Origin of the sequence: Streptomyces sp. NPDC014995, from assembly GCF_043080745.1 — a bacterium.
Taxonomy (GTDB): Bacteria; Actinomycetota; Actinomycetes; order Streptomycetales; family Streptomycetaceae; genus Streptomyces.
Genome location: NZ_JBIBVX010000005.1, coordinates 224,799 through 247,055, shown reverse-complemented (window position 1 = coordinate 247,055; position 22,257 = coordinate 224,799). Strand labels below are relative to the sequence as shown.

Genomic DNA, 22,257 nt, shown 5'->3' with positions numbered 1-22,257 from the left:
GCCGGGCCGTAACGGGGGAGTCCGCCGCTGGCGCGCTTTAGTAGCGCGCGCTAGTGGCACGTAACTATGGAGCTGCCCCCGGGTGATGTCAACAGTCTTGTCCTGACGTACCGACAAAGAACGCGGGGGTGATCAGGGGGCCCCGCGACCATGCGCCGCGGGCCTCCACGCCAGGATCGGGCCAGGCGTGGAGGGCCGCACGTCACCGCGGGGGCGCGAGCTTCCCTCGGACCCCGGTTGCCCGCCCGCGTCGCTACTCGCCGGTGGCGAGACGCACCAGCAGCGCGGTGGGCGTGCGCGGCAGCGACACCCGCAGTCCCCGCCCGTCCCAGACCGCCGACCCGGCGCCCGCGGCGGACGGATGCAGGATCTCCGCCCGGACCTCCCGGCCCGCCAGGTGCCGCACGGGAAGGCGCAGCGCGGCCTCCCCGCCGCGGCGCCAGACGGAGACGTACGACGTGCGGTCGCCGGGCACGCGCATCCCGAGGGCCAGCCACTCGTCCGTCCACCCCGGCAGACCGAGCGGCCAGAAGGGCACGGCCCCCGCGAGATCGCCGCGGATCGCCTTGTACGTGGCCAGCGCGTCCCGGACCAGGGCGAGCTGGCGTCCCGACATCCGGTCCAGATGGCCCGACAGGTGGACGCGGCCGAGCAGGGCGCCGCCCAGGGTGAAGGAGATCAGGTCGTCGTCGAACCCGGGCTGCGGATAGGCCCAGACGGCACCCTGCTCGGGCGGGACGGCGGTCGGCGCGGCGGCGGCGATGGGCGGGTAGCGCAGGGGGTCCTGCTGGTCGCTGGTGGACTGGAGCTGGGCGACGGACAGGGTGGCGCCGTCCATGCGCATGCCGCCGGAGGCGCAGTTCTCGATCACCAGCCCGGGGTGGCGGTCCAGCACCCCGGACAGCCAGTCCAGGTAGGCCCGGGCGTGGCCCAGCAGCCCGGCACCCGGTGAGACCTCCCCGGGGGCGCACGTCCCCGGGTCGACCACGATGTTGTAGTCCAGCTTGAGGTAGCCCACGCCCCACTCGCCGACGATCCGGTCCACCGTCCGGTCGAGGTGGGCGCGGGCGGCCGGGTGCCGCAGGTCGAGCTGGTGGCGGCCCTGCTCGGTGAGGCGCACGCCGTCCCGCTGGAAGAAGGCCTCCGGCGGCAGCGCGGACGCCACCGGGCTGCGCACCCCGACGACCTCCGGTTCCAGCCACAGCCCCGGAACCATGCCGCGCTCCCGGATCCGGTCCAGCACCGCCAGGATGCCGCCGTCGGGGAAGCGGCGCGCCGAGGGCAGCCACTCGCCGACGCTGTCCCACCAGCCCAGGGTGTCGTCGTACCAGCCGGAGTCGACGCAGAAGTACTCCGCCCCGGCCTCGGCGGCCGCGTCGATCAGCGGCAGCAGCTTCGCCGTCGTCGGGTCGCCCATCAGCGTGTTCATGTAGTCGTTGAAGACGACGGGGAGCGCGGTGTGGTCCGGGTGCGGGCGGCGTACGGCACGACGGTAGGAGGTCAGCGCGGCCATCGCCGCGTCGAAGCCGGTGCCGAGGGCCAGTACCGCCGGGACCGTGGTGAACTCCGCGCCCGGTGTGAGCCGGACCCGCCACTGGTGTTCCGCGTCGGTGGGGCCGTTCAGCGCCAGGCAGGTGCCGTGTGCGCGTTGGCCCAGGTCCCAGCGCCAGCCGGCCGGCGACTCGATCTGCCACAGCCAGGTCCGGCCGCCGCCCCGCTCCGTCAGCGCGCCCATCGGCAGGTGGCCGTCGGTGGGCCAGCTGCCGCGACCGGTCAGGACGAGGGCGGCCCGGCTGTCGTGCTGGTGGACGTCGACGCCGATGTCGGCGACGGTGGCCCGCAGCGGCTCGGCGTACCAGCGCCCCTCCGCGAGCCAGTCGTTGCGGGCCCGTAGGACGTCCAGGGCGTCCGGGGAGGGCAGGCCGCCGAGCAGCAGGCTGCTGACGGACTGGACGACCAGGGGCTCTGTGCCGTCGTTGCGCACCCGCACCCGGGAGCGCAGCACGGCGACACCGTCGGGGGACGTCAGCTCCACGAACGCCGTCAACCCGGTGGCCGGGTCGTGGAGTTCGACGGTCAGCCACTCCTGGCCGGCACGGTTGCCCGTGCGGTGGCCCCGGTAGCGCAGCCGTGTGCCGAAGGCCGTGCCGGTGAAGCGCGGGCCGGACCAGCCGCTGCCGTGACCGAGGGCGGTCAACTCCACGAGCGGCAGGGCGGCTTCGGGGTCGCCGGGGCCGGGATCGCCCGGGCCGGCCAGCCGGACCAGTCGCAGGGTGCCGTCGGCGGCGGTGGCGAACTCGGCCTCCAGCGCCGAATGTTCCCACCTCAGCTTCTCCTGTGGGTGGCCGCAGGCCGTGTGCGCCGCATCCGCCGTACCGGTCAAGGTGCTCCCCCCTCCTGACGCCGTCCTGTCCCCACGGAAGGCAGCGGTCCGCGTCAGTCGCGTGAATCCAGCGTGACGGTCTCTTGACGACCGTTGTGTGACCGGTCACAATCCTCGCATGAATGTGACCGGTCACACAAGGCGCCCGGCGAGCATCCGGGACGTCGCGACCGCCGCCGGGGTCTCGTACCAGACCGTCTCCCGGGTGATCAACGACCATCCCAGCGTCAAGCCGTCCACCCGGGAGCGGGTGCTCGCCGCCATCGACGAGCTGGGCTTCCGCCGCAACGCCACCGCCCTGGCCCTGGCCAGCGGCCGCAGCCGGGCCGTGACCGTGCTCACCGCCAACACCACCCACTACGGCTACGCCTCCATCCTCCAGGGAATCGAGGAGGCCGCCCGCGCCGCGTCCTACGCGGTCGGGATCGGCGTCCTCGAATCGGCCGACGAGGCGGCCGTCGCCGCCGAGGTGCAGCGCGCGGCGGACGCGGGTGGCGGACTGATCGTGATCGCCTACGATCCGGCCGGTGTCCGGGCCCTGGGTGCCGTCCCCGCCGAACTGCCGGTCGTCGGTGTGGTCGAGACCCCCGCGAGCCCGCCCGGCGGTGACCGCCCCTGGGTGTGGACCGACGACCGCCGGGCCGCCTACGAGGCCACCCGCCATCTGCTCTCCCTCGGCCACGAGACCGTGCACTACGTCGCCATCCCGTCCAGCACCCGCCGCACCAGTGCCCGCACCAGCGGCTGGCGGCAGGCGCTGAGGGAGGCCGGAGCCCCGGAACCCCGCCCCGTGCAGGGCAGTTGGGGCCCGGCCGGCGGCCATGCGACGGGCCTCGAACTCGCGGGGGACCCGTCCGTCACCGCGATCCTGTGCGGCAACGACGACCTCGCGCTCGGGGTGCTCCGCGCCCTGCACGAGACCGGCCGCGCGGTACCGGACGAGGTCAGCGTGGCCGGGTTCGACGACGCCCCGCACTCCGCCTATCTGACCCCGTCGCTGACGACCGTACGCCTGGACTTCACCGGCCTGGGGCGGGCCGCGTTCGCCCTGCTGCACGGGGTGCTGGAGGAGTCCGCGCAGATCGCCCCGCATCCCGTCTCCGTACCGGAGCTCGTGCTCCGGGAGAGCGCGGGTCCGCCGCCCGCCCGTCGCTGAACGCCCCCTGCGAGCCCAGCTGTTCCGAGTCCTGCCCAGAACCGCCCGTTCTCGAAAGGCACGTGATGAAGAGAAGAGCTCTCCCCGTCCTGGCGCTGATATGCGCCGTCGGCCTGGCCGCCACCGCGTGCAGCGACCCCACCGCCGGGGACTCCGGTGCGGACGCCGGGCGGACGGCGGTCGACCCGCCCGCCCGCCTGGACGGTGTGAAGCTGACGATGTGGACCGCGCAGAACACGGTCAACGCGCCCAAGCAGGTCATCGACGCCTTCGAGAAGGCCACCGGCGCGCAGGTGGAGACCCAGGCGATCCCGGACCTGTACGAGCAGAACGTGCCGACCAAGCTCGCCTCCGGCGACCGGCCGGACCTGATGTTCTGGCAGCCGTCCATCTCCACCCTGCCGTTCATCCAGCCGGAACGGAACCTGCTCACCCTCGACGGGGAGGAGTGGGTGTCCAGACTCGGCGAGACCGAGAGGTCGCTCGGCGTCATCGACGGCAAGCGGTACGCGGCGATCGTCACCAGCCCGGCCATGCTCGGCGTCTACTACAACAAGGACGTCTTCCAGCAGGCGGGGCTGAGCGAGAAGGACTTCCCCAGGTCCTACGACGAACTGCTGGCCCTCGGCCACAAGATCGTCGACAAGACCGACGCGGCCGCCTTCTACGAGGCCGGCGGCGACAAGTGGCCCCTGCAGTGGCAGATGCAGGTCCAGCTCACCGACCTGGACGAGCAGTGGTGGGCGGACCTGAACCAGAACAAGAAGAAGTGGACCGACCCGGTCGTCGTCGGCGCGATCAAGAAGTACAAGGAGAAGCTGCTCGACGCCGGGCTCGCCCAGAAGAACCACCGGACGGGCACCTTCACCGGGCAGGCCGACGACCTGTGGAACGGCGACGTCGGCATGGTCCTCAACGTCACCTCCTTCCAGAGCCAGTTGCAGGCCACCCACTCCACCGCCGAGATCGACCGGAAGATCGGCTGGTTCCCCATCGCCAACTCCTCGGCCACCGGCATGTACTCCCCCGACCAGACCAACGGCGTGGTCGCCTTCAGGACCGGTGACGAGAAGCGGCAGAACGCGGCCCGGCAGTTCCTCGCCTTCTGGCTCGGCCCCGACTACGACGACTACATCAAGGCGATGAAGATCCCGTCCGTGCAGCCGTCCGTGCCCACGCCCGACGGACTGCCGCAGACGTCCAAGGCCCAGGTCGCGGCCCTGCCCCAGGCCATCGGGGTCTTCCAGGCCAAGGCGATCGTCGCTCCGGACACGCATCTCTATCTCGCCGACATGATCTTCGGCAAGAAGAGCCCGCAGCAGGTCGCGCAGGCGATCCAGGACCAGTTCGCGCAGGTGGCCAAGGCCCAGGGCGCGTCCGGCTTCTAGACGACCACGGGCGGGGACGATCCGATGGCGGACACAGCCATACGCACGCGCAAGCGGAAACCGGCACCGCGAACCGGCGGACCGGCGAGAGTGGGGCGGCTGCCGCGCGCCGCCGTGCACCACCCCTGGTGGTTCGCGCTCCCCGCGATCGTCGTCTTCGCGGGCTTCTTCCTGGTGCCGAACCTGCTCAACTTCTACTACCCGTTCACCGACTGGTCCTCGTACCACCCGGACATCGCCTTCACCGGCCTCGACAACTTCAAGACCATCGCCGACGACGGTTCGCTGCTGCGCGCGATCCGTACGACGCTGCTGTACGCGCTGCTGGCCGCGCTGTTCCAGAACGGCTTCGGGCTGGTGCTGGCGCTGCTGCTGGAGGACGACAGCCGCTTCAACCGGTTCTTCCGCGCCGTCTTCTTCCTCCCGGTCCTCATCTCGGCGCTCGCCACCGGCTACGTCTTCCAGGCCCTGCTCGACCAGGACGGCGCCGTCAACTCCGTCCTCGGCACGGACCTTCCGTGGCTGGGCTCGACGACCTGGACGCTGGTCGTCGTCACCCTCATCCACGGCTGGAAGTGGATGGGCCTGTCCATGCTGATCTACCTGGCGGGGCTCAAGGGCATCCCCGGCGAGATGCTGGAGGCCGCGAAGTGCGACGGCGCCGGACCCTGGCGGACCTTCCGGTCGGTGCGCTGGCCGATGCTCGCGCCGGCCGTCACCTTCAACGTCACCACGGCCCTCATCGGTTCGATGAACACCTTCGACATCGTGCAGGCCACCACGGGCGGCGGGCCCGCGGCCTCCACCGAGGTCTTCAACATCTACATGTTCCGGATCTTCGGACAGGGCCTGTACGCCCAGGCCTCCGCGATGAGCCTCGTCCTCTTCCTGGTGGTGGTCGCCGTGGCGATTCCGCTGGTCGTCGGCCTCAGGCGAAGGGAGCAGATGCTATGAGCCCGGTGTGGCGGTACGGCCGCCCCGCCCTCGTCCTGCTGCTCGCCGCCCTCGCCGTCGGCGTACCGCTGTGGCTGGTCGCCGTCACCTCGGCCAAGCCGCAGGCGGAGGCCATCAAGCCGAACCTGGACCTGCCGCGGCACTGGCAGCCCGGCAGCAACTACGCGGACGCCGTCAGCCAGGGCGAGATGCTGCGCGGCTTCCTCAACTCCCTGCTGGTCGTGGTGCCTTCGGTGGTCCTCGTGCTGATCCTGGGGGCGGGCGCCGCCTGGGTCTTCGCGCGCCGCACGTCGAAGCTGGTCTCGGCGGCGTACGCGCTGTGCGTCAGCGGACTGCTGCTGCCGCCCGCCGTCATCACCATCGTGATGGAGCTGCGGCAGCTGGGCCTGGCGAACACCCGGCCCGGGATGATCGCCGTCTACACCGGCATGTACCTGTCCACGTCGATCTTCTTCATGACGGGCTTCATCCGCGCCATCCCCGTGGAGTTGGAGGAGGCGGCGCGGCTGGACGGGGCGGGGCCTTCGCGGATCTTCCTGCGGATCGTCCTCCCGCTGCTCCGGCCGGTGATCGCCACCGCGACGATCATGGTGATGCTCTACGCCTGGAGCGACGTCTTCTACGCGTTCTTCGTCCTCGGCGGCGGAGAGCGGGCGACCCTCCCGCTGAACCTCTACCAGGTCGCCAGCGCCCAGCTCTACCTCAACAACTGGCATCTCGTCTTCGCGTACGTCGTGGTGATGAGCCTGCCCATGGTCGCCGTGTTCCTCGTCGGCCAGCGAAAGATCGTGTCCGGAATCACCAGTGGAGCCGTCAAATAACCGGAGGTCCAGCAGCGTGATCACCCCCACCCGCACGAGATCCCGCACCCGAACCGCCTTGATCACAGCCGTACTTGGAGTCACCGCCATGGCAGGCACCCTCCCCGCCGCGGGGCCCGCGTCCGCCGCCGGGCCGCAGCGCCTCACCGTCGACCTCGCCGCCTCCGAGGGCCCGGTGATGCTCGGCGCCAACGGCGCCCTCTACGGGCTCAGCGACGACGGCGTGCCCAGCGACGCCGTCCTGGAACCCCTGAAGATCACCAGCATCTCGCAGAAGCCGGAGGGCGGCGCCCAGCACCCCAACGGCGACGCGCTCACCGTCTCCACGTCGTTCTTCCGCAACGGCGGCGGCGAGATCAACGTCATGATGCAGGACGTCTACGCCAAGTGGCCGTACGAGAACCTCGGCATCGACGACTACCTCCCCAAGGTCGACAAGATCGTCAAGGAGGTGTCGGCGGACCCGAACAGCGACCGCTTCGTCTACATCCCGTTCAACGAGCCGGACTTCATCTGGTACAAGCTCAACGGCTCCGACCAGGCCGAATACGAGGCCGAGCGCGACCGGTTCTTCGAGCACTGGAAGACGGTGTACCACCGGATCCGCGCCATCGACCCGGACGCGACGATCGCCGGTCCCAACGAGACCGGCTACTACCCCCGCTTCCTGAGGGACTTCCTCACCTTCGCCAAGCGGGAGAACGTCCTGCCCCAGATCATGACCTGGCACGAGCTCAGCTCCGGCTCACTGCGCGACTTCCAGGGGCACTACGACAACTACCGCGCCCTCGAACGCGAGGTGGGCATCGGCCCGCTGAAGATCAACATCGACGAGTACGCCAACCGCCGCGACCTGTCCGTGCCGGGGCAACTCGTGCAGTGGGTCTCGATGTTCGAGCGGAACAAGGTGTACGCCAACCAGGCCTACTGGGACGCCGCCGGCAACATGGACGGCAACGTGGTGCGGTCGAACATCCCCAACGGCGGCTGGTGGTTCTTCCGCTGGTACGCCGGGATGACCGGCGACACGGTGAAGGTGACCCCGCCGCAGCCCAACACCATCGACACCCTCCAGGGCCTCGCCTCCCTCGACACCTCCCGCCGCCAGGCGCAGGTCCTGCTCGGCGGCTCCGCGGGCGACTCCGACGTCGTCGTCCGCAACGTCTCGCGCCCGGTCTTCGGCCGTACGGTCACCGCGACCGTCGCCGAGGCCGCCTGGTCCGGCTACGAGGGACAGCACGCCACCCCGCGCGTCCTCGCCCGAACCAAGGTGAAGGTGGCCGACGACGGCTCGGTCACCGTCCCGCTGCGCGGCCTGCACAAGATGTCCGCGTACCGGATCGTCCTCACCCCCGGCGGCTCGGGCACCCCCTCGCCCGCCTCCGTCCCCTGGTCGGCGTCGTACGAGGCCGAGGACGCGGCCGTCACCGACGGCAAGGTCTACACCCAGGGCACCGTCGCCAACGCCAACGGCTACGCCGCCTCCGGCACCAAGGACGTCGGCTCCCTCAACCAGACCGGCAGCAAGGTCGACTTCACGGTGACCGTCCCGCAGGACGGCACCTACGACCTGGCGATCCTGTACGGCAACCAGTCCGGCCGCCCGGCCACACAGCGGCTGTCGGTCGACGGCGGGGAACCGGCCACGGTCACCTACCCCTCCACCGAGAACTGGACCTACCGCGCCAAGAAGGACGTCCCCCTCCGGCTGGCGGCCGGCACCCACGTGCTGACACTGGCCAAGGGCGACGCCGAGGTCACCCTCGACCGCATCGACCTGACCGCGCGCACCGGCGAACCGTCGGCGTCGTACGAGGCGACACTCGCCGACATCGGCGGGAGGCCGGCGTACGACTACTCCTCCTCGGCCGGGGTGGGCACGGGCGCCCTCGTCCTGCGCGCCGGCGACCGGGCGGTCTTCGACGTGTACGCCCCGCGCGACGGCTACTACACGGTGGTGCCGCGGGCCTCGGCGCCCGTGCGGCTCGCCCTGCACGGGGAGACGGTGCAGGCGGCACCCGGCAGGCCGCTGCGGCTGTTCCTGGAGACGGGCAACAACCGCGTCACCGTCACGGCGCCGCACTCCTCGGTCCGCTCCCTCGACGTCCGGGGCGACGGCTCGGCCACCGGCACGCTCTCCTACGAGGCCGCCACGGCCGCCCTCACCGGCGGGGCGAAGCTCGTCCCCTCCGCCCACGCCTCGGGGGGCTCCTACATCGGCGACCTCGGCAACAGCGCCGCCAGCACGGCCGAGTTCACCGTCGACGCACCCCGGTCCGGCCGCTACCTGCTCGTCGTCCACTACGCGCACAACGACCGGCGCGACAACGGCCACGCCTACAACACCGACATCGTGTCCCGTACGGCCGACATCACGGTCGGCGCCGGCGCACCCCGGAAGGCCACCTTCAAGAACACCTGGAGCTGGGACGACTACTGGACCGTGGCCGTGCCCGTCGACCTGAGGAAGGGCCCCAACACCGTGACGTTCGGGAACGCGAGCGCGTGGGCCCCGAACATCGACCGGATCGAACTCGGCCGGGTCGTCGGCCACTGATCCGTCCGGCGAGGGCGACGCCGCCCGGACCGCTCCGCCCCTCCTCCCGCTCCGCGCTCAGCCCCGGGTGCGGACCAGGAGGAGGGCGACGTCGTCGTCGGGTTCCGGGCGCAGCGCGCCGAGGAGGCTGTCGCTGGTCCGCTCCAGACAGTCGCCCGGGTTCTGGAGGAACCGCGTCAGCGTGCCGAGGCCGGTGTCGATGGGTTCCGCCCGGTTCTCGACCAGTCCGTCGGTGTAGAGGGCGAGCAGCGAGCCGGGGGTGAGCTCCAGTTCCACGGTGCCGAAGTCCACGCCGCCCACCCCGAGCGGTACGCCACCGGGCACGTCGACGAGTTCCGCGGTGCCGTCGGGCCTGGCCAGCACCGGCGGCAGGTGGCCGGCGCTGGACAGCTCGCAGGTGCCGCGCCGCAGGTCGCACACGGCGTAGACGCAGGTGGCGATGGCGTCGCCGAGCGAGCCCGCGATGTCGTCGAGGTGCCGCAGCAGCTCGGCGGGCGGCAGGTCGAGGCGGGCCAGCGCCCGGGTGGCGGTGCTCAACTGCCCCATGATCGCGGCCGCCTGGACGCCCTTGCCCATCACGTCCCCCACCACGAGCCCGGTGCGCCGCGGCCCCAGCGGCAGCACGTCGTACCAGTCGCCGCCGACCTCGCTCAGGGCGGGCCGGTAGCGGGCGGCGATGTCGAGCCCCTCCCGCTGGGCCGGCGCGGACGGCAGCAGGCTGCGCTGCAGGGTCAGGGCGGTGGTGCGTTCGCGTCCGTACAGCCGGGCGTTGTCGATGCAGATCGCGGCCCGTGCGGCGAGCTCCGAGGCGAGGACGCGGTCCTGCTCGTCGAAGGGCCGGTCGTTGACCGTGCGGTACAGGCTGAGGGTGCCGAGCACCTTTCCCCGGGCCATCAGCGGCAGCGCGAGGTAGGAGTGGACGCCGGCCTCGTGCAGTGTCTGGGCGGCCCGCGCGTCCCGGGCGATGCGCCGCATGATCCGCCCGTCCACCCGCTCGACGAGCACCGGCCGGGCGTCGCGGACGCACTGGGTGATGATCCGTGAGGACCCGTAGGTGGCCAGTTCCCCGACCGGGTCGGCGGCGTGGATGGCGTCGGTGGGGTAGCCCGCCGCCACGGCCAGCGCCCGGAACTCGGCGGGGGCGTGGCCCGCGACGGGCGTGATGGTGCCGTGGGCCACGACGGATTCGAGGACGTCGACGGCCGCCAGGTCGGCCACGTGCGGCACGGTCACGTCGGCCAGCTCCCGGGCGGTCTGCCGCAGGTCCAGTGTGGTGCCGATCCGCACCCCGGCGTCCGCGATCACGGACAGGCGCTGCCGGGCCTGGGCGACCTCGGCCGCGGCCTGCTGGCGTTCGGTGACGTCCAGCACGGCCACCGCCAGACCGAGGACCCGGCCGCCGGTGTCCTCGATGCGGTGGTACGACTCCGAGTACGCGCGGTCCTCGGTGTCCGCGGCCGTACGACCGATGGTCTGCTGGTCGAGCAGGGGCCTGCCGGTCGCCAGCACGTGCCGCATCCGGGCCTCGATGGCCGCCACGTCCAGGTCCGGCAGCACCTCACCCACCCGGCGGCCCACCACCTCCGACTCGGGTACGCCGTTCATGCGCTCGAGTGAGGGATTGACCCCCACCCAGCGCAGGTCGGTGTCGAAGACGGCGATGCCGATGGGGGTCTGGTTCACGAGACTGTGGGACAGCGCGAGATCCCGCTCGACGACCCGCACGGTCGTCGCGTCGGTGGCGAGCCCGAGCAGGTGGGGCTGGCCGTCGCGGTCGAGCAGGCGCATCGTGCGGAACTCGACGGAGCGTTCCGTGCCGTCCCGGTGCCGCAGCGGGAAGACCCCCGCCCACCGGGCCCCCGAACGGACCTGGGCGAACAGCTCCCTGCCCCGCGACCGGTTCTCGGGGGCGACCAGGAGCGTGTCCGCACGCTGTCCCAGGGCCTCCTGCGCCGAGTGGCCGAGCAGCTGCTCGATCTCGGGGCTCCACAGGGCGATGTGCCCGCCCGCGTCCAGGACGACGGCGGCGACCTTCAGGAGGTCCAGCAGCCCGCCGGGCGCCGCCGTGACCTCGTCGTCGTTCGTGGTCACATCCCCGCGCTTCACGTGCCGCTCCTTCCGGCGCGGCAAACGGTACCGCCAAGATTCGTACTGATGGCCATCCGATTAGGTCACAGAACGGTCGGAAGGGCAACACTGTCGGCGCTGAGACGAACATCGACGGTCCGGCGCGGCGGCAGGGCCCCGGCACGCCGCGGAATGGCCGCGGAATGGCCGAAACGGCACGGCGAACGGCGAGGATCGGGATCAACTCCCGTACCAGCGGCACCCGTTGGCCTAGGTTGGGGATCCGGTCACCGACTCGCACGCGCAGGAGGCTTCGCTGTGCCGGACTCCGTCCCCCGCACCACCGACGACAGCCCGGCGGCGGCCGCCCGGGTCGACACCTCCAAGCCGCATTCGGCCCGCTTCTGGAACTACTTCGTCGGCGGCAAGGACAACTACGAGGTCGACCGGGAGATCGGGGACCGGATCAAGGAGATCTTCCCCGGCCTGGTCGACGTGGCGGTCGGCAGCCGGCGGTTCCTCGGGCGCGCCGTCCGCCACCTGGCCGGCGACCGGGGCATCCGGCAGTTCCTGGACATCGGCACCGGCCTGCCGACCGCCGACAACACCCACGACGTCGCGCAGCGCGTGGCCCCGGACGCCCGGATCGTGTACGTCGACAACGATCCCGTCGTGCTGGCCCACGCGCACGCCCTGCTCACCAGCGCGCCCGAAGGCAGGACCGCCTACCTGGACGCCGACCTGTACGACCCGGAGGCCGTCCTGGCCGCCGCCGCGGACACCCTGGACCTCTCGCGGCCGGTCGCCCTGATGATCCTCAACACGCTGGGGCACGTCGCCGACCTCGAACAGGCGCGCGACCTGGTGCGCCGGCTCATGGCGGGCCTCCCCTCCGGAAGCCACCTGGTGATCAGCGACAGCACCGCCACCAGCGAGGGCATGATCGCCGCGTCCGAGGCGTACAACGCGAGCGGCGCCGTGCCCTACCACGTGCGCGAAGTCGAGGAGATCGCCGGGTTCTTCGACGGGCTGGAGCTGGTGGACCCCGGCGTCGTCCCGGTGACCCGGTGGCGTCCGCAGCCCGGTGATCCGGCCGGACCCGTCGTCCACGTCGATGCCTACGGCGGAGTCGGCCGCAAGCCGTAGCGCCCGGGATGGGATCATCCGCTCATGAACACGGGGGCGGAGTACGAGACGGTCCGGGTCGGCGCCGGCCGGGTCACGCTGTCGGACCGGCGCACGCGGCGTACCTGGGCGGTGGAGCTGGCGCCCTACCGGCTCGGGGTGTACCCGGTCACCCGGGAGCTGTACGCCCGGGTCACCGGCCGGCCGGCGGACGGCGGGGAACGGCTGCCGGCCGAAGACGTCTCCTGGTGGGACGCGGTGGGTTTCTGCAACGCCCTGTCCCTGCGGGACGGCCTCACCCCCGCCTACGACGTCCGGCCCGACGACGAGACCGTCGCCCGGGACACCTCGGCCGACGGCTACCGGCTGCCGACCGAGGCGGAGTGGGAACACGCCTGCCGGGCCGGCACCACCGGACCGCGCTACGGCTCCCTCGACGCCGTCGCCTGGCACCGCGGAAACTCCGGCGGGCGGATCCGCGAGGTCGGCGGCAAGCAGCCCAACGCATGGGGCCTGCACGACATGCTCGGCAATGTCTGGGAGTGGTGCTGGGACCTCTACGACCCCGAGGTCTACGGCACCTACCGGGTGCTGCGCGGCGGCGGCTGGTTCGACGAGCACTGGAGCTGCCGCGCCTCCGTACGGCGCCGCAGCCATCCCACCTTCCGGGTGGACGACGTCGGGTTCCGCCTCGCGAGGCCGGCGGACCGCTGACCCGCGCCCGCCCGGCGCCCCGGGCGTGGTACGGCCCGGCCGACCGGATGCCGTACCCCGCATACCCGTACCCCGCCGCGTCGGCGCGGGCGGGCGCCGCGAGTTCGGGGTCGCAGGGCGCCGCGAGTTCGGGGTCGAAGGGCGGTGGGACGGAGGTCATGGCTTCTCCTCACGGCGGAAACGCGGCGGCTCGCGCGGCTGGTGCGACTCGCGACTCGCGACTCGTACGAGTCGTGACTCGTGCGACGTGCCCGCCGGACTCGTACCTTGCCCGATCATGACCTGTTGTTCACCTGAGAGGGGTGGAAGAGGTCCCTGAGGGCGGTGACGATGTCGAGCCCACCAGGCACCAGGAGTAGAACCAGTGAACGTCTCCCTCTCCGTCTGGCTGCTGACCGTAGCGGCCCTCTGCGCGCTCGTCGCCGTCGACTTCGTCATCGGACGCAAACCCCACGAGGTGTCGGTCAAGGAGGCCGGGACCTGGACCGTCGTCTGGATCGTCCTGGCCTGTCTCTTCGGACTCGGCCTGCTCGTGTTCGGCGGCGGGAGACCCACCGGCGAGTTCTTCGCCGGGTACATCACCGAGAAGTCGTTGAGCGTCGACAACCTCTTCGTGTTCGTCCTCATCATGGGCAAGTTCGCGGTGCCCGCGCAGTACCAGCAGCGGGTGCTGATGGTGGGGGTCCTGATGGCCCTGGTCCTGCGGGCGGCGTTCATCGCGGCCGGAGCGGCGATCATCTCCGCGTTCTCCTGGGTGTTCTACCTCTTCGGCGCCTTCCTGATCTGGACGGCGTGGAAGCTGGTCCAGGACGCGCGCAAGGAGGGCCACGACGAGGAGTACGAGGAGAACAAGCTGCTCAAGGCCGTCGAGCGGCGCTTCGGCGTGGCCGACCGCTACCACGGCACCAAGCTGTGGATCGAGGAGAACGGCAAGCGGGTCATGACCCCGATGCTGGTCGTGATGCTGGCGATCGGCTCCACGGACGTCCTGTTCGCCCTCGACTCCATCCCCGCGATCTACGGGCTGACCGAGGACCCGTACATCGTGTTCACCGCGAACGCCTTCGCCCTGATGGGCTTGCGGCAGCTGTACTTCCTCATCGGGGGCCTGCTGAAGAAGCTGGTCCACCTCAGCTACGGCCTGTCGATCATCCTGGGCTTCATCGGCGTCAAGCTGCTGCTGCACGCGTTGCACGAGTCCGGCGTCCACGTCCCCGAGATCGGCATCCCGGTGTCGCTCGGCTTCATCGTGCTCGTCCTCACGGTCACGACGCTCACCAGCCTGCGGGCCGCCAAGCGGCAGGAGGAGGCCGCACGGGGCGAGTCCGCGGTGTGACGCGCGGCGGGCCTACGCCGAGGGCGCCGCGTCCGCGCGCATCATCACGCAGTCGAACTCGATCACCCGCCCGGTGGTCGCCTCGCGCGTCACCGGGTACATTCCGGTGATGCCGAAGCCGCCGGCCTCGTACGCCGCGATCGCCTCCGCCATCGGCGGGCTGCCCTCGTACAGCCGCAGCACGGCGACCTCGGACTGGAGGCCCACGAACTCGGCGATCCGCTCCCCGGCCCCGGCGAACACCTCCAGGTCGTAGCCCTGGGTGTCCATCTTCAGGTACGGGCGCGGATCGGCCAGGCCCTCCAGGGCCTCGTCCATGATCCCGTCCAGGCGGCGGACCGGGATCTGCGCGGTGTCGGACGTGGCGAACCGCCCGTAGCGGCCCCTGCCGTAGTCGCTCGGCGCGAGCAGCGAGTTCATCGTCTTCCAGCCGGTGTGCAGGGCGGCGGCCGTGTCCGCGCGGCCCAGGGCGAAGGGGTACACCCGCCAGTCGGGGTCGCTCGCCGCGGCCTCCTCCAGCCGGGCGAACGTCTCGGGGGCGGGCTCGAAGGAGACGATCCGCCCGCCGTAGCCGAGCCGGCGCAGCCGCCGGGCGTACTGGCCGGTGTTGGCGCCGACGTCGACCACGCAGTTCACGCGGTACAGGTCCAGCATGGCGGCCACGTGCTGGGTGCACAGGTACTCGGCGGCCGCCAGCTGGAGCCTGCGCTCGTCCTGTCCGGCCGCGGCGTCCATCAGGAGCACCGCACCGCTCTCGCCGAGCCGGACGGCGCTGCCGTCACCGCTCCGGTCCGGTGTCCCGCTCTTCGTCCGCCGGACGACCCAGGTGTGCTGGTCCGCGCCGACGACCGAGTGGCGGGCGTCGGACCGGGAGACCAGCGCGGTCCCCGGGGCGAGGTCGGTCACCCGCACACCGAGGCGGGGCATCAGCCGGAGGAGTCGTCGATAAAGAGTCTGCATCCCGCCACCCCTATCAGACGGGGCGGGCCGCGGTCGCCGGGTTGAACGACTTTCCACACCGGGGTGACCGCCTTCTTACGTACCGCCGGGGCGGGCCCGTGTGTCCTTGACTTCGAGAGCGCTCCAGCGCCTAGCGTCACCGGGGTCGGCCAGGGTCGCGGTGAACGGAGACGGACATGCGGGTGGGCGTGCACATCAACCGGTTCGGACACTCCGGGGGCGCGCCCGCGCCGGCCGCCGAACTCGCGGCGGCCGGCGCGGCGGCGGAGGCGGCGGGCGTGAGCCGGCTGTCCGTGATGGACCACTACTTCCAGATGGAGTTCAACGGCGGCGCCCAGGAGCCCATGCTGGAGGCCTACACCACCCTGGCCTACCTCGCCGCCCACACCTCCACGGTCCGGCTCGGCGCGCTGGTCACCGGCGTGACCTACCGGCACCCGGGGCTGCTCGCCAAGATCGCCACCACGCTCGACGTGGTGTCCGGCGGCCGGGCCTGGCTGGGGATCGGGGCGGCCTGGTACGACCGTGAGCACGAGGGGCTGGGAGTGCCGTTCCCGCCGGTCGCCGAGCGGTTCGAGCGGCTGGAGGAGACGCTGCGGATCTGTCTGCGGATGTGGGACCCGCACGACAACGGCCCCTTCGAGGGCCGGCACTACCGGCTGGCGGAGACCCTGTGCGTCCCGGCGCCGGTCAGCGCGCCGCACCCGGAGATCCTGATCGGCGGCGGGGGCGAGCGCAAGACGCTGCGGCTGGTCGCCCGGTACGGGAACGCCTGCAACCTGTTCGCCTCCTCACCCGGGGAGGTCCGGCACAAGCTCGACGTGCTGCGCGGCCACTGCGAGGCCGAGGACCGCGACTACGACGCGATCCTGAAGACGCTCACCTACACCGGCGAGGCGGCCACCGACGGGGACCTCGACGCCTTCCTGCGCGACCTCAGCGGTTACGCCGGGCTCGGCGTCGACACGGTGATCCTCGCCCCACGCCTGGCGGAGACGGCCGGGTGGACCGAGCGGTTCGTGGCTCCGGCCGTCGAGCGGCTCGCCCAGCTGGACTGAGGCATGCCGAAGGGGCCCGCAGACGCTCCGGACCCCTTGCGACGGCTCTGCGCGACGGCCACCCGCGGTGGTGGCCACGGTGCTCAGGCGGCCGCGGCCTCGCCCGCGTGACCGTGCAGCCGGGCGACGACCTCGGTCAGCTGGGCGGCGACCTCGGCGTCGTTCACCGGGTGGGTCTCGGCGAAGCGGGTCAGCGAGCCCGGGATGGAGAGCTTGAGGTCCTCGATCACCTTGCCGCCGGCGATGCCCACGGCCTTGCGGGCCTCGTCCTGCGCCCACACGCCGCCGTACTGGCCGAAGGCGGTGCCGACCACGGCGACCGGCTTGCCGCCGAAGGCGCCGGCGCCGTAGGGGCGGGACAGCCAGTCGATGGCGTTCTTCAGGACGGCCGGGATCGTGCCGTTGTACTCGGGCGAGAAGAGCAGGAACGCGTCGGCGGCCTGGGCCGTCTCGCGCAGCTTGGCGGCAGCGGCCGGGACGCTGCCCTCGACGTCGATGTCCTCGTTGTAGAACGGGATGTCGGCCAGGCCCTCGTAGAGGGTGACCTCGGCGCCCTCCGGAGCGACCTTGACGGCGGCCTCGGCGAGCTGGCGGTTGGTCGAACCGGCGCGAAGGCTGCCGACGAGCGCGAGGATGCGGACAGACATGGGTACTCCCAGGGGCTGAAACAGTGCCGTTACGATCCGGACCGGGGTCCGTTTAAGGTTGTATCACTCTAAGCGGACCACGGTCCAGTTTCATTCCCGGTGCTTTACGCTGTTTTCATGTCCGCCGCTCTGCCGCCCTTCCACGGGCCCGAGGAGACCGTCGGCGCGCCCGAGCTGCTCCAGCTCGGCGCGGCCGAGGACGAACCCTGTCTGCGTGCCGACGCGGCCCGCAACCGGGCCCGGCTGCTGGACGCCGCCGCCCGCCTGATCGCCGAGCACGGCGCGGCCGCGGTCACGATGGAGGCGGTGGCCGCCGCGGCCGACGTCGGCAAGGGCACGGTGTTCCGCCGCTTCGGCGACCGCACCGGCCTGCTGACGGCGCTCCTGGACCACTCCGAGAAGAAGTTCCAGGCGGCCTTCCTGAGCGGCCCGCCGCCGCTCGGGCCCGGCGCGCCGCCGGTCGAGCGGCTGCGGGCGTTCGGCGTCGCCCTGCTGCGGCGCTCGGCCGACGAGCTGGACCTGCAACTGGCGGCCGAGCCCGGAGCGGACCGCCGTTTCCTCGTCCCGGCGCGCCGTGTCCTGCACAGCCACATCGCGCTGCTGCTGCGCCAGGCCGCACCGGACACGGACGCCGAGCTGCTCGCCCACACGCTGATGGGCTACCTCAACCCCGTCCTGATCCACCACCTGACCCGCCAGTGCGGCCTGCCGCCGGCCCGGCTGGAGGCGGGCTGGAACGACCTGGTCGACCGGGTGACGGGCGGCTGACGCCCCCTCAGATCCCGTCCCGGCGCCGGGAGTCGGGACGGACTTCGTCCAACCCCGCCCGGCGCGCCGGCCCCCGCTTCTGCCAAGATGCCGTACGTCATGGTGCAGATACCGAACACGCCCGCGCCGACACCGTCGTCGGCACCGGGCTCCGTGCCCACGAGCGCCGACGTGGCCCGCCTGGCCGGCGTCTCACGCGCGACCGTCTCCTACGTGCTGAACAACACCAGCGCCGTACGCATCAGCGAACCCACGCGCCGCCGGGTCCACCAGGCCGCCAAGGAACTCGGGTACGTCCCGCACGCGGCCGCCCGCAGCCTGCGCGCCGGACACAGCCGCATGGTCCTGATGCCCGCCCCGCCCGTCCCGGCGGGCCCCCTCTACAGCCAGTTCGTGCACGACTTCCAGGGCGCGCTCAGCCGCCTCGACTACACCGTCGTCCAGTACGGCGCCAGCGGTCTGCACGGCGACGACGCCGCCCGCGCCTGGGCCGAACTGCGGCCGGTCGCCGTCCTGGTGCCCGGACCCGGACTCGGCCCGCGGGGCGTCGCCGTCCTCAAGCGCTCCGGCGCCCGCGCCGTGGTGACGCTCAGCTCCGAACCCGTCGAGGGCGCCCACGCCCTGCTCCTGGACCACGCCGGCGCCGGCCGCAGCGCCGCCGGGCACCTGTACGCCCGCGGCCGCCGCCGTATCGGCGTCGTCGTCCCCCAGGAGCCCGGCCTGCGGATGTTCTCCGCGCCCCGCCTCGCCGGCGCCCGCGCGGCCCTGCACGGCACCGACGCCACCGTCACCGAACTGCCCCTCGCCTTCACGGAGGAGTCCGCGGCGGCCCTCGCCGCGCGCTGGCCGGGCCTCGGCCTGGACGCGGTCTTCGCCTACAACGACGAGTACGCCATGCTGCTGATGCGCGCCCTGCAGGACGAAGGCGTGCGCATCCCCGAGGACACGGCCGTCATCGGCGCCGACGACCTGATGCTCGGCCGGATGCTGCGCCCCCGGCTGAGCACCGTCCGGATCGCCCTGCCCTCCGGCCGCGACCTCGCCGAACTGGTCGACCGGGCGGTCCGCAACCCCGGCGCCGCGCCCGAGTCGCACGAACTGTTCGAGGCCACGGTGGTGCACCGCGACTCCAGCTGATGCACTGGAGTACCGGGACTCCGCCGGACGACCGCCGCACCCAGGGGAGGCATGCCATGCGCACGACGGTCGGCATCATCGGCGGCGGGCCCGCCGGACTGCTCCTCGCCCGCCTCCTGCACCGCGCGGGCATCGACTGCGTGGTCCTGGAGAGCAGGACGCGGGAGTACGTCGAGCGGCGCCAGCGCGCCGGAATGCTGGAGCAGGGCACGGTCGACGCCCTGCGCGCGGTCGGCGCCGCCCGCCGCCTCGACCTCGAGGGCCTGGTCCACCACGGCATCGAGCTGCGTTTCGACCGGGAACGCCACCACATCGACTTCCCGGTCCTCACCGGCGGCCGCACCGTCACCATCTACGCCCAGACGGAGATCGTGAAGGACCTCGTCGCGCTCCAGCTCGCCGCCGGTCCGCCCCTGTGGTTCGGGACGGAGGCGCTCGCGATCGAGAAGCCGGAAAGCGACACACCCGTCGTACGGTTCGTGCGCGAGGGCCGCGAACACACTCTGGTCTGCGACTGGGTCGTCGGCTGCGACGGCTCCCACGGCATCGCCCGCGCCGCCTTCCCGGCCGCCGCCGGGCGGACGTACACCCACGACTACCCGTACTCCTGGCTCGGCGTCCTCGCCGACGTCCCGCCGTCCTGCGAGGAGTTGGTCTACGCACGGCACGAGCGCGGCTTCGCCCTGCACAGCATGCGCTCGCCGAGGGTTTCCCGCCTCTACCTCCAAGTCCCCAACGGCACCCGGGTGGACGACTGGCCCGACGACCGGATCTGGGACGAACTCGCCGCCCGCTTCGCCATCGACGCCGACTGGACCCTGAACCGCGGCCCCATCACCGCCAAGGCCGTGACCCCGTTGCGCAGTCGGGTCCACGAGCCGATGCGCCACGGCAGGCTCCTGCTCGCCGGGGACGCCGCGCACATCGTGCCGCCGACCGGTGCCAAGGGGCTCAACCTGGCCGTCTCCGACGTCCGCGTCCTCGCCCGCGCCTTCGTCGCCCTGCACACCACGGGCTCCACCCAGCTCCTGGACGGGTACTCGGACCAGTGCCTGGAGCGGGTGTGGCAGGCCACCCGCTTCTCCTACGACATGACTAGGATGTTGCACGCTCAACCAGATGGGGATGCGTTCGACCACCGGATGCAGCTCGCCCGGCTGCGCCGGATCACCGCATCCCGCCACGCGGCCGCCGAACTGGCGGCGAACTACACGGGACTTCCGTTCCCCCTGTGAGTCCCGCGGGTCACTGATCGGAGAGCCGTCATGCCGTTGCTCGACCCCACCACCTGGCAGCCCCGCCCCCTGTCGGGCCCCCGGTACACCGTCACCGAGCCCGCCACCGGCGATGAACTCGGCACGGTCGTCCTGGCCGGCGCCGAGGACGTCACCCCGGCCACCGAGGCGGCGCACGCCGCACAGGCCGAATGGGCCCGCGTCCCGCACTTCGTGCGCGCCGGGGTGCTGCGCAAGGCGGGCGACCTGTTCGCCGCGCACGCCGAGGAACTGCGCGAGTGGCTCGTGCGCGAGTCCGGCTCCATCCCCGGCAAGGCCGACTTCGAGCTGCACGTCGCCGCCCAGGAGTGCTACGAGGCCGCCGCCCTCGTCTCCCGCCCGGCCGGCCAGGTGCTGTCCAGCGAGGCGCCCCGCCTGTCGTACACCCGACGCGTCCCGGTCGGCGTCGTGGGCGTGATCTCCCCCTTCAACGCCCCGCTGATCCTGTCGATCCGCTCCGTCGCGCCCGCCCTCGCGCTCGGCAACGCCGTCGTCCTCAAGCCGGACCCGCGCACCGCGGTGTGCGGCGGCTTCTCCCTGGCCGCGGTCTTCGCCGAGGCCGGCCTCCCCGAGGGGCTGCTGCACGTCCTGCCGGGCGGCCCCGACGCCGGCGCGGCCCTGGTCGCCGACCCGCGCGTGCCGGTGATCTCCTTCACCGGGTCCACCGCGGCCGGGCGGGCGGTCGGCGAGGCCGCCGGACGCCACCTCAAGCGCGCCCACCTGGAACTCGGCGGCAACTCCGCGCTGATCGTGCTGGAGGACGCCGACCTCGACGCGGTGATCTCCACGGCGGCCTGGGGCTCGTTCTTCCACCAGGGCCAGATCTGCATGACCACCGGCCGCCACCTCGTGCACGCCTCCCTCTACGAGGAGTACGTCGAGCGGCTCGCGGCGAAGGCGGACTCCCTGGCCGTCGGCGACCCGCACCGCCACCAGGTCCACCTCGGCCCGCTCATCGACGACGGCCAGCTCACCAAGGTGCACGGCCTGGTCGAGGCCAGCAGGGGCGCCGGCGCCAAGCTCGTGGCGGGCGGCACGCACGAGCGGCTCTTCTACCGCCCGACCGTCCTCGCGGGCGTCGACGACCACACCCCCGCCTACGCGGAGGAGGTCTTCGGCCCGGTCGCCCCGGTCCGCGCCTTCACCCACCCCGACGAGGCCGCCGCCCTGGCCGCGGCGAGCTCCTACGGCCTCTCCCTGGGCATCGTCACCCGCGACACCGCCCGCGGCCTCGACCTCGCCGAACGCATCCCGACGGGCATCGTGCACATCAACGACCAGACGGTGAACGACGAGGCGGTCGCGCCCTTCGGCGGTGTCGCCGCCTCCGGCACCGGCGCCCGCTTCGGCGGCGAGGCCAACCTGGAGGCCTTCACCGAGGTGCGCTGGACGACGGTGCGCGGCGACGTGGCGCCGTACCCCTTCTAGGGGTTCCAGGGGCTTTTCCGGGGTTACCCGGCCTGAGGTCCCTGAGAGGTCTGGGCGCCCTGCTGCTCCTCGATCGACTTGCGGACCTCGTCCATGTCGAGCCCGCGGGCCTGCCCGATGACGTCCGCCAGGGCGGCCTCGGGCAGGGCGCCCGGCTGCGCGAACACGGCGACACGGTCACGGACGATCATCAGCGTCGGGATGGACTGGATGCCGAAGGCCGCGGCCAGCTCCGGCTGCGCCTCGGTGTCCACCTTGCCGAACACCAGGTCCGGGTTGTCCTCGGCGGCCCGCTCGTAGACCGGGGCGAACTGACGGCACGGCCCGCACCAGGACGCCCAGAAGTCGATCAGGACGAAGTCGTTGTCGGTGACCGTCTGGTCGAAGTTCTCCTTGGTGAGCTCCACGGTGCTGCTCATGGCGTGATTCCTTCTTCCCGGTGCTTCCTGCCGGGTGCCTCCCGGCAGGGGTGAAGCCGTCCGCA

General features: G+C 72.2%; 18 protein-coding genes. 13 read left to right on the top strand and 5 right to left on the bottom strand.

Annotation, left to right across the window (positions count from 1 at the left end; genetic code table 11):
• Positions 1 to 253: 253 nt before the first annotated feature.
• The gene (locus ACF1A1_RS12840; RefSeq protein ID WP_391999365.1) at positions 254 to 2,383 is read right to left on the bottom strand and encodes an alpha-galactosidase; all 2,130 of its coding nucleotides are present in this window, start codon (positions 2,381 to 2,383) and stop codon (positions 254 to 256) included.
• A 118-nt stretch (positions 2,384 to 2,501) separates the two neighbouring features.
• Here ACF1A1_RS12840 and ACF1A1_RS12835 point away from each other — a divergent pair, with 118 nt between their 5' ends.
• From ACF1A1_RS12835 to ACF1A1_RS12815, 5 genes are all read left to right on the top strand, one after another.
• Positions 2,502 to 3,539, top strand: coding sequence for a LacI family DNA-binding transcriptional regulator (locus ACF1A1_RS12835; protein ID WP_391999364.1), 1,038 nt, complete (start codon positions 2,502 to 2,504; stop codon positions 3,537 to 3,539).
• Between the two features lie 65 nt (positions 3,540 to 3,604).
• Positions 3,605 to 4,927, top strand: coding sequence for an ABC transporter substrate-binding protein (locus ACF1A1_RS12830; RefSeq protein ID WP_391999363.1), 1,323 nt, complete (start codon positions 3,605 to 3,607; stop codon positions 4,925 to 4,927).
• A 24-nt stretch (positions 4,928 to 4,951) separates the two neighbouring features.
• Positions 4,952 to 5,881 carry a carbohydrate ABC transporter permease gene (locus tag ACF1A1_RS12825; protein ID WP_391999362.1) on the top strand — a complete coding sequence of 310 codons (930 nt, stop codon included), beginning with the start codon at positions 4,952 to 4,954 and terminating at the stop codon, positions 5,879 to 5,881.
• Complete coding sequence (locus tag ACF1A1_RS12820; protein WP_391999361.1) at positions 5,878 to 6,702, top strand: carbohydrate ABC transporter permease; 825 nt, start codon at positions 5,878 to 5,880, stop codon at positions 6,700 to 6,702. The genes ACF1A1_RS12825 and ACF1A1_RS12820 overlap by 4 nt, the downstream gene beginning before the upstream one ends.
• 88 nt (positions 6,703 to 6,790) lie before the next feature.
• Positions 6,791 to 9,259, top strand: a complete 2,469-nt coding sequence (locus ACF1A1_RS12815) for a cellulosome protein (RefSeq protein WP_391999360.1) — start codon at positions 6,791 to 6,793, stop codon at positions 9,257 to 9,259.
• Between the two features lie 57 nt (positions 9,260 to 9,316).
• On the opposite strand, the gene ACF1A1_RS12810 is transcribed toward ACF1A1_RS12815, so the two are convergent.
• Entirely contained in the window at positions 9,317 to 11,365 is a 2,049-nt protein-coding gene (locus ACF1A1_RS12810; RefSeq protein ID WP_391999359.1) for a SpoIIE family protein phosphatase, read from the bottom strand.
• 279 nt (positions 11,366 to 11,644) lie between these two features.
• Between ACF1A1_RS12810 and ACF1A1_RS12805 the strand changes: the two genes are divergently transcribed.
• The 3 genes from ACF1A1_RS12805 to ACF1A1_RS12795 all read left to right on the top strand — a co-directional run bounded on the left by ACF1A1_RS12805 (position 11,645) and on the right by ACF1A1_RS12795 (position 14,501).
• The gene (locus ACF1A1_RS12805) at positions 11,645 to 12,472 is read left to right on the top strand and encodes an SAM-dependent methyltransferase (RefSeq protein ID WP_391999357.1); all 828 of its coding nucleotides are present in this window, start codon (positions 11,645 to 11,647) and stop codon (positions 12,470 to 12,472) included.
• Between the two features lie 24 nt (positions 12,473 to 12,496).
• Positions 12,497 to 13,165 carry a formylglycine-generating enzyme family protein gene (locus ACF1A1_RS12800; protein ID WP_391999355.1) on the top strand — a complete coding sequence of 223 codons (669 nt, stop codon included), beginning with the start codon at positions 12,497 to 12,499 and terminating at the stop codon, positions 13,163 to 13,165.
• Between the two features lie 364 nt (positions 13,166 to 13,529).
• Positions 13,530 to 14,501, top strand: coding sequence for a TerC family protein (locus ACF1A1_RS12795; protein WP_391999354.1), 972 nt, complete (start codon positions 13,530 to 13,532; stop codon positions 14,499 to 14,501).
• Between the two features lie 12 nt (positions 14,502 to 14,513).
• On the opposite strand, the gene ACF1A1_RS12790 is transcribed toward ACF1A1_RS12795, so the two are convergent.
• Positions 14,514 to 15,461: an FkbM family methyltransferase gene (locus ACF1A1_RS12790; RefSeq protein WP_391999353.1), complete on the bottom strand. Its 948-nt coding sequence runs from the start codon at positions 15,459 to 15,461 to the stop codon at positions 14,514 to 14,516.
• 176 nt (positions 15,462 to 15,637) lie between these two features.
• Between ACF1A1_RS12790 and ACF1A1_RS12785 the strand changes: the two genes are divergently transcribed.
• On the top strand, positions 15,638 to 16,519 hold the full coding sequence (locus tag ACF1A1_RS12785) for an LLM class F420-dependent oxidoreductase (protein ID WP_391999352.1): 882 nt from the start codon (positions 15,638 to 15,640) through the stop codon (positions 16,517 to 16,519).
• Between the two features lie 83 nt (positions 16,520 to 16,602).
• Here ACF1A1_RS12785 and ACF1A1_RS12780 read toward each other — a convergent pair whose 3' ends face one another.
• The gene (locus tag ACF1A1_RS12780; RefSeq protein ID WP_391999350.1) at positions 16,603 to 17,166 is read right to left on the bottom strand and encodes an NADPH-dependent FMN reductase; all 564 of its coding nucleotides are present in this window, start codon (positions 17,164 to 17,166) and stop codon (positions 16,603 to 16,605) included.
• Between the two features lie 117 nt (positions 17,167 to 17,283).
• Here ACF1A1_RS12780 and ACF1A1_RS12775 point away from each other — a divergent pair, with 117 nt between their 5' ends.
• The 4 genes from ACF1A1_RS12775 to ACF1A1_RS12760 all read left to right on the top strand — a co-directional run bounded on the left by ACF1A1_RS12775 (position 17,284) and on the right by ACF1A1_RS12760 (position 21,773).
• On the top strand, positions 17,284 to 17,934 hold the full coding sequence (locus tag ACF1A1_RS12775) for a TetR/AcrR family transcriptional regulator (RefSeq protein ID WP_391999349.1): 651 nt from the start codon (positions 17,284 to 17,286) through the stop codon (positions 17,932 to 17,934).
• Positions 17,935 to 18,021: 87 nt separating this feature from the next.
• Positions 18,022 to 19,071, top strand: a complete 1,050-nt coding sequence (locus tag ACF1A1_RS12770; RefSeq protein ID WP_391999347.1) for a LacI family DNA-binding transcriptional regulator — start codon at positions 18,022 to 18,024, stop codon at positions 19,069 to 19,071.
• Positions 19,072 to 19,127: 56 nt separating this feature from the next.
• Complete coding sequence (locus tag ACF1A1_RS12765) at positions 19,128 to 20,306, top strand: 4-hydroxybenzoate 3-monooxygenase (protein ID WP_391999346.1); 1,179 nt, start codon at positions 19,128 to 19,130, stop codon at positions 20,304 to 20,306.
• Positions 20,307 to 20,336: 30 nt separating this feature from the next.
• Positions 20,337 to 21,773, top strand: a complete 1,437-nt coding sequence (locus ACF1A1_RS12760) for an aldehyde dehydrogenase family protein (protein WP_391999344.1) — start codon at positions 20,337 to 20,339, stop codon at positions 21,771 to 21,773.
• A gap of 23 nt (positions 21,774 to 21,796) precedes the next feature.
• Here the strand turns inward: ACF1A1_RS12760 and trxA are convergent, their stop codons facing one another.
• Complete coding sequence (gene trxA, locus ACF1A1_RS12755; protein WP_391999343.1) at positions 21,797 to 22,192, bottom strand: thioredoxin; 396 nt, start codon at positions 22,190 to 22,192, stop codon at positions 21,797 to 21,799.
• Positions 22,193 to 22,257 lie beyond the last annotated feature (65 nt).

Excerpts from the sequence above, each read along its gene's own strand:
- ACF1A1_RS12835 (WP_391999364.1), top strand. The coding sequence starts at position 2,502 with ATGAATGTGACCGGTCACACAAGGCGCCCGGCGAGCATCCGGGACGTC.
- ACF1A1_RS12830 (WP_391999363.1), top strand. The coding sequence starts at position 3,605 with ATGAAGAGAAGAGCTCTCCCCGTCCTGGCGCTGATATGCGCCGTCGGC.
- ACF1A1_RS12825 (WP_391999362.1), top strand. The coding sequence starts at position 4,952 with ATGGCGGACACAGCCATACGCACGCGCAAGCGGAAACCGGCACCGCGA.
- ACF1A1_RS12820 (WP_391999361.1), top strand. The coding sequence starts at position 5,878 with ATGAGCCCGGTGTGGCGGTACGGCCGCCCCGCCCTCGTCCTGCTGCTC.
- ACF1A1_RS12815 (WP_391999360.1), top strand. The coding sequence starts at position 6,791 with ATGGCAGGCACCCTCCCCGCCGCGGGGCCCGCGTCCGCCGCCGGGCCG.
- ACF1A1_RS12800 (WP_391999355.1), top strand. The coding sequence starts at position 12,497 with ATGAACACGGGGGCGGAGTACGAGACGGTCCGGGTCGGCGCCGGCCGG.
- ACF1A1_RS12790 (WP_391999353.1), bottom strand. The coding sequence starts at position 15,461 with ATGCAGACTCTTTATCGACGACTCCTCCGGCTGATGCCCCGCCTCGGT.
- ACF1A1_RS12785 (WP_391999352.1), top strand. The coding sequence starts at position 15,638 with ATGCGGGTGGGCGTGCACATCAACCGGTTCGGACACTCCGGGGGCGCG.
- ACF1A1_RS12780 (WP_391999350.1), bottom strand. The coding sequence starts at position 17,166 with ATGTCTGTCCGCATCCTCGCGCTCGTCGGCAGCCTTCGCGCCGGTTCG.
- ACF1A1_RS12775 (WP_391999349.1), top strand. The coding sequence starts at position 17,284 with ATGTCCGCCGCTCTGCCGCCCTTCCACGGGCCCGAGGAGACCGTCGGC.
- ACF1A1_RS12770 (WP_391999347.1), top strand. The coding sequence starts at position 18,022 with ATGCCGTACGTCATGGTGCAGATACCGAACACGCCCGCGCCGACACCG.
- ACF1A1_RS12765 (WP_391999346.1), top strand. The coding sequence starts at position 19,128 with ATGCGCACGACGGTCGGCATCATCGGCGGCGGGCCCGCCGGACTGCTC.
- ACF1A1_RS12760 (WP_391999344.1), top strand. The coding sequence starts at position 20,337 with ATGCCGTTGCTCGACCCCACCACCTGGCAGCCCCGCCCCCTGTCGGGC.
- trxA (WP_391999343.1), bottom strand. The coding sequence starts at position 22,192 with ATGAGCAGCACCGTGGAGCTCACCAAGGAGAACTTCGACCAGACGGTC.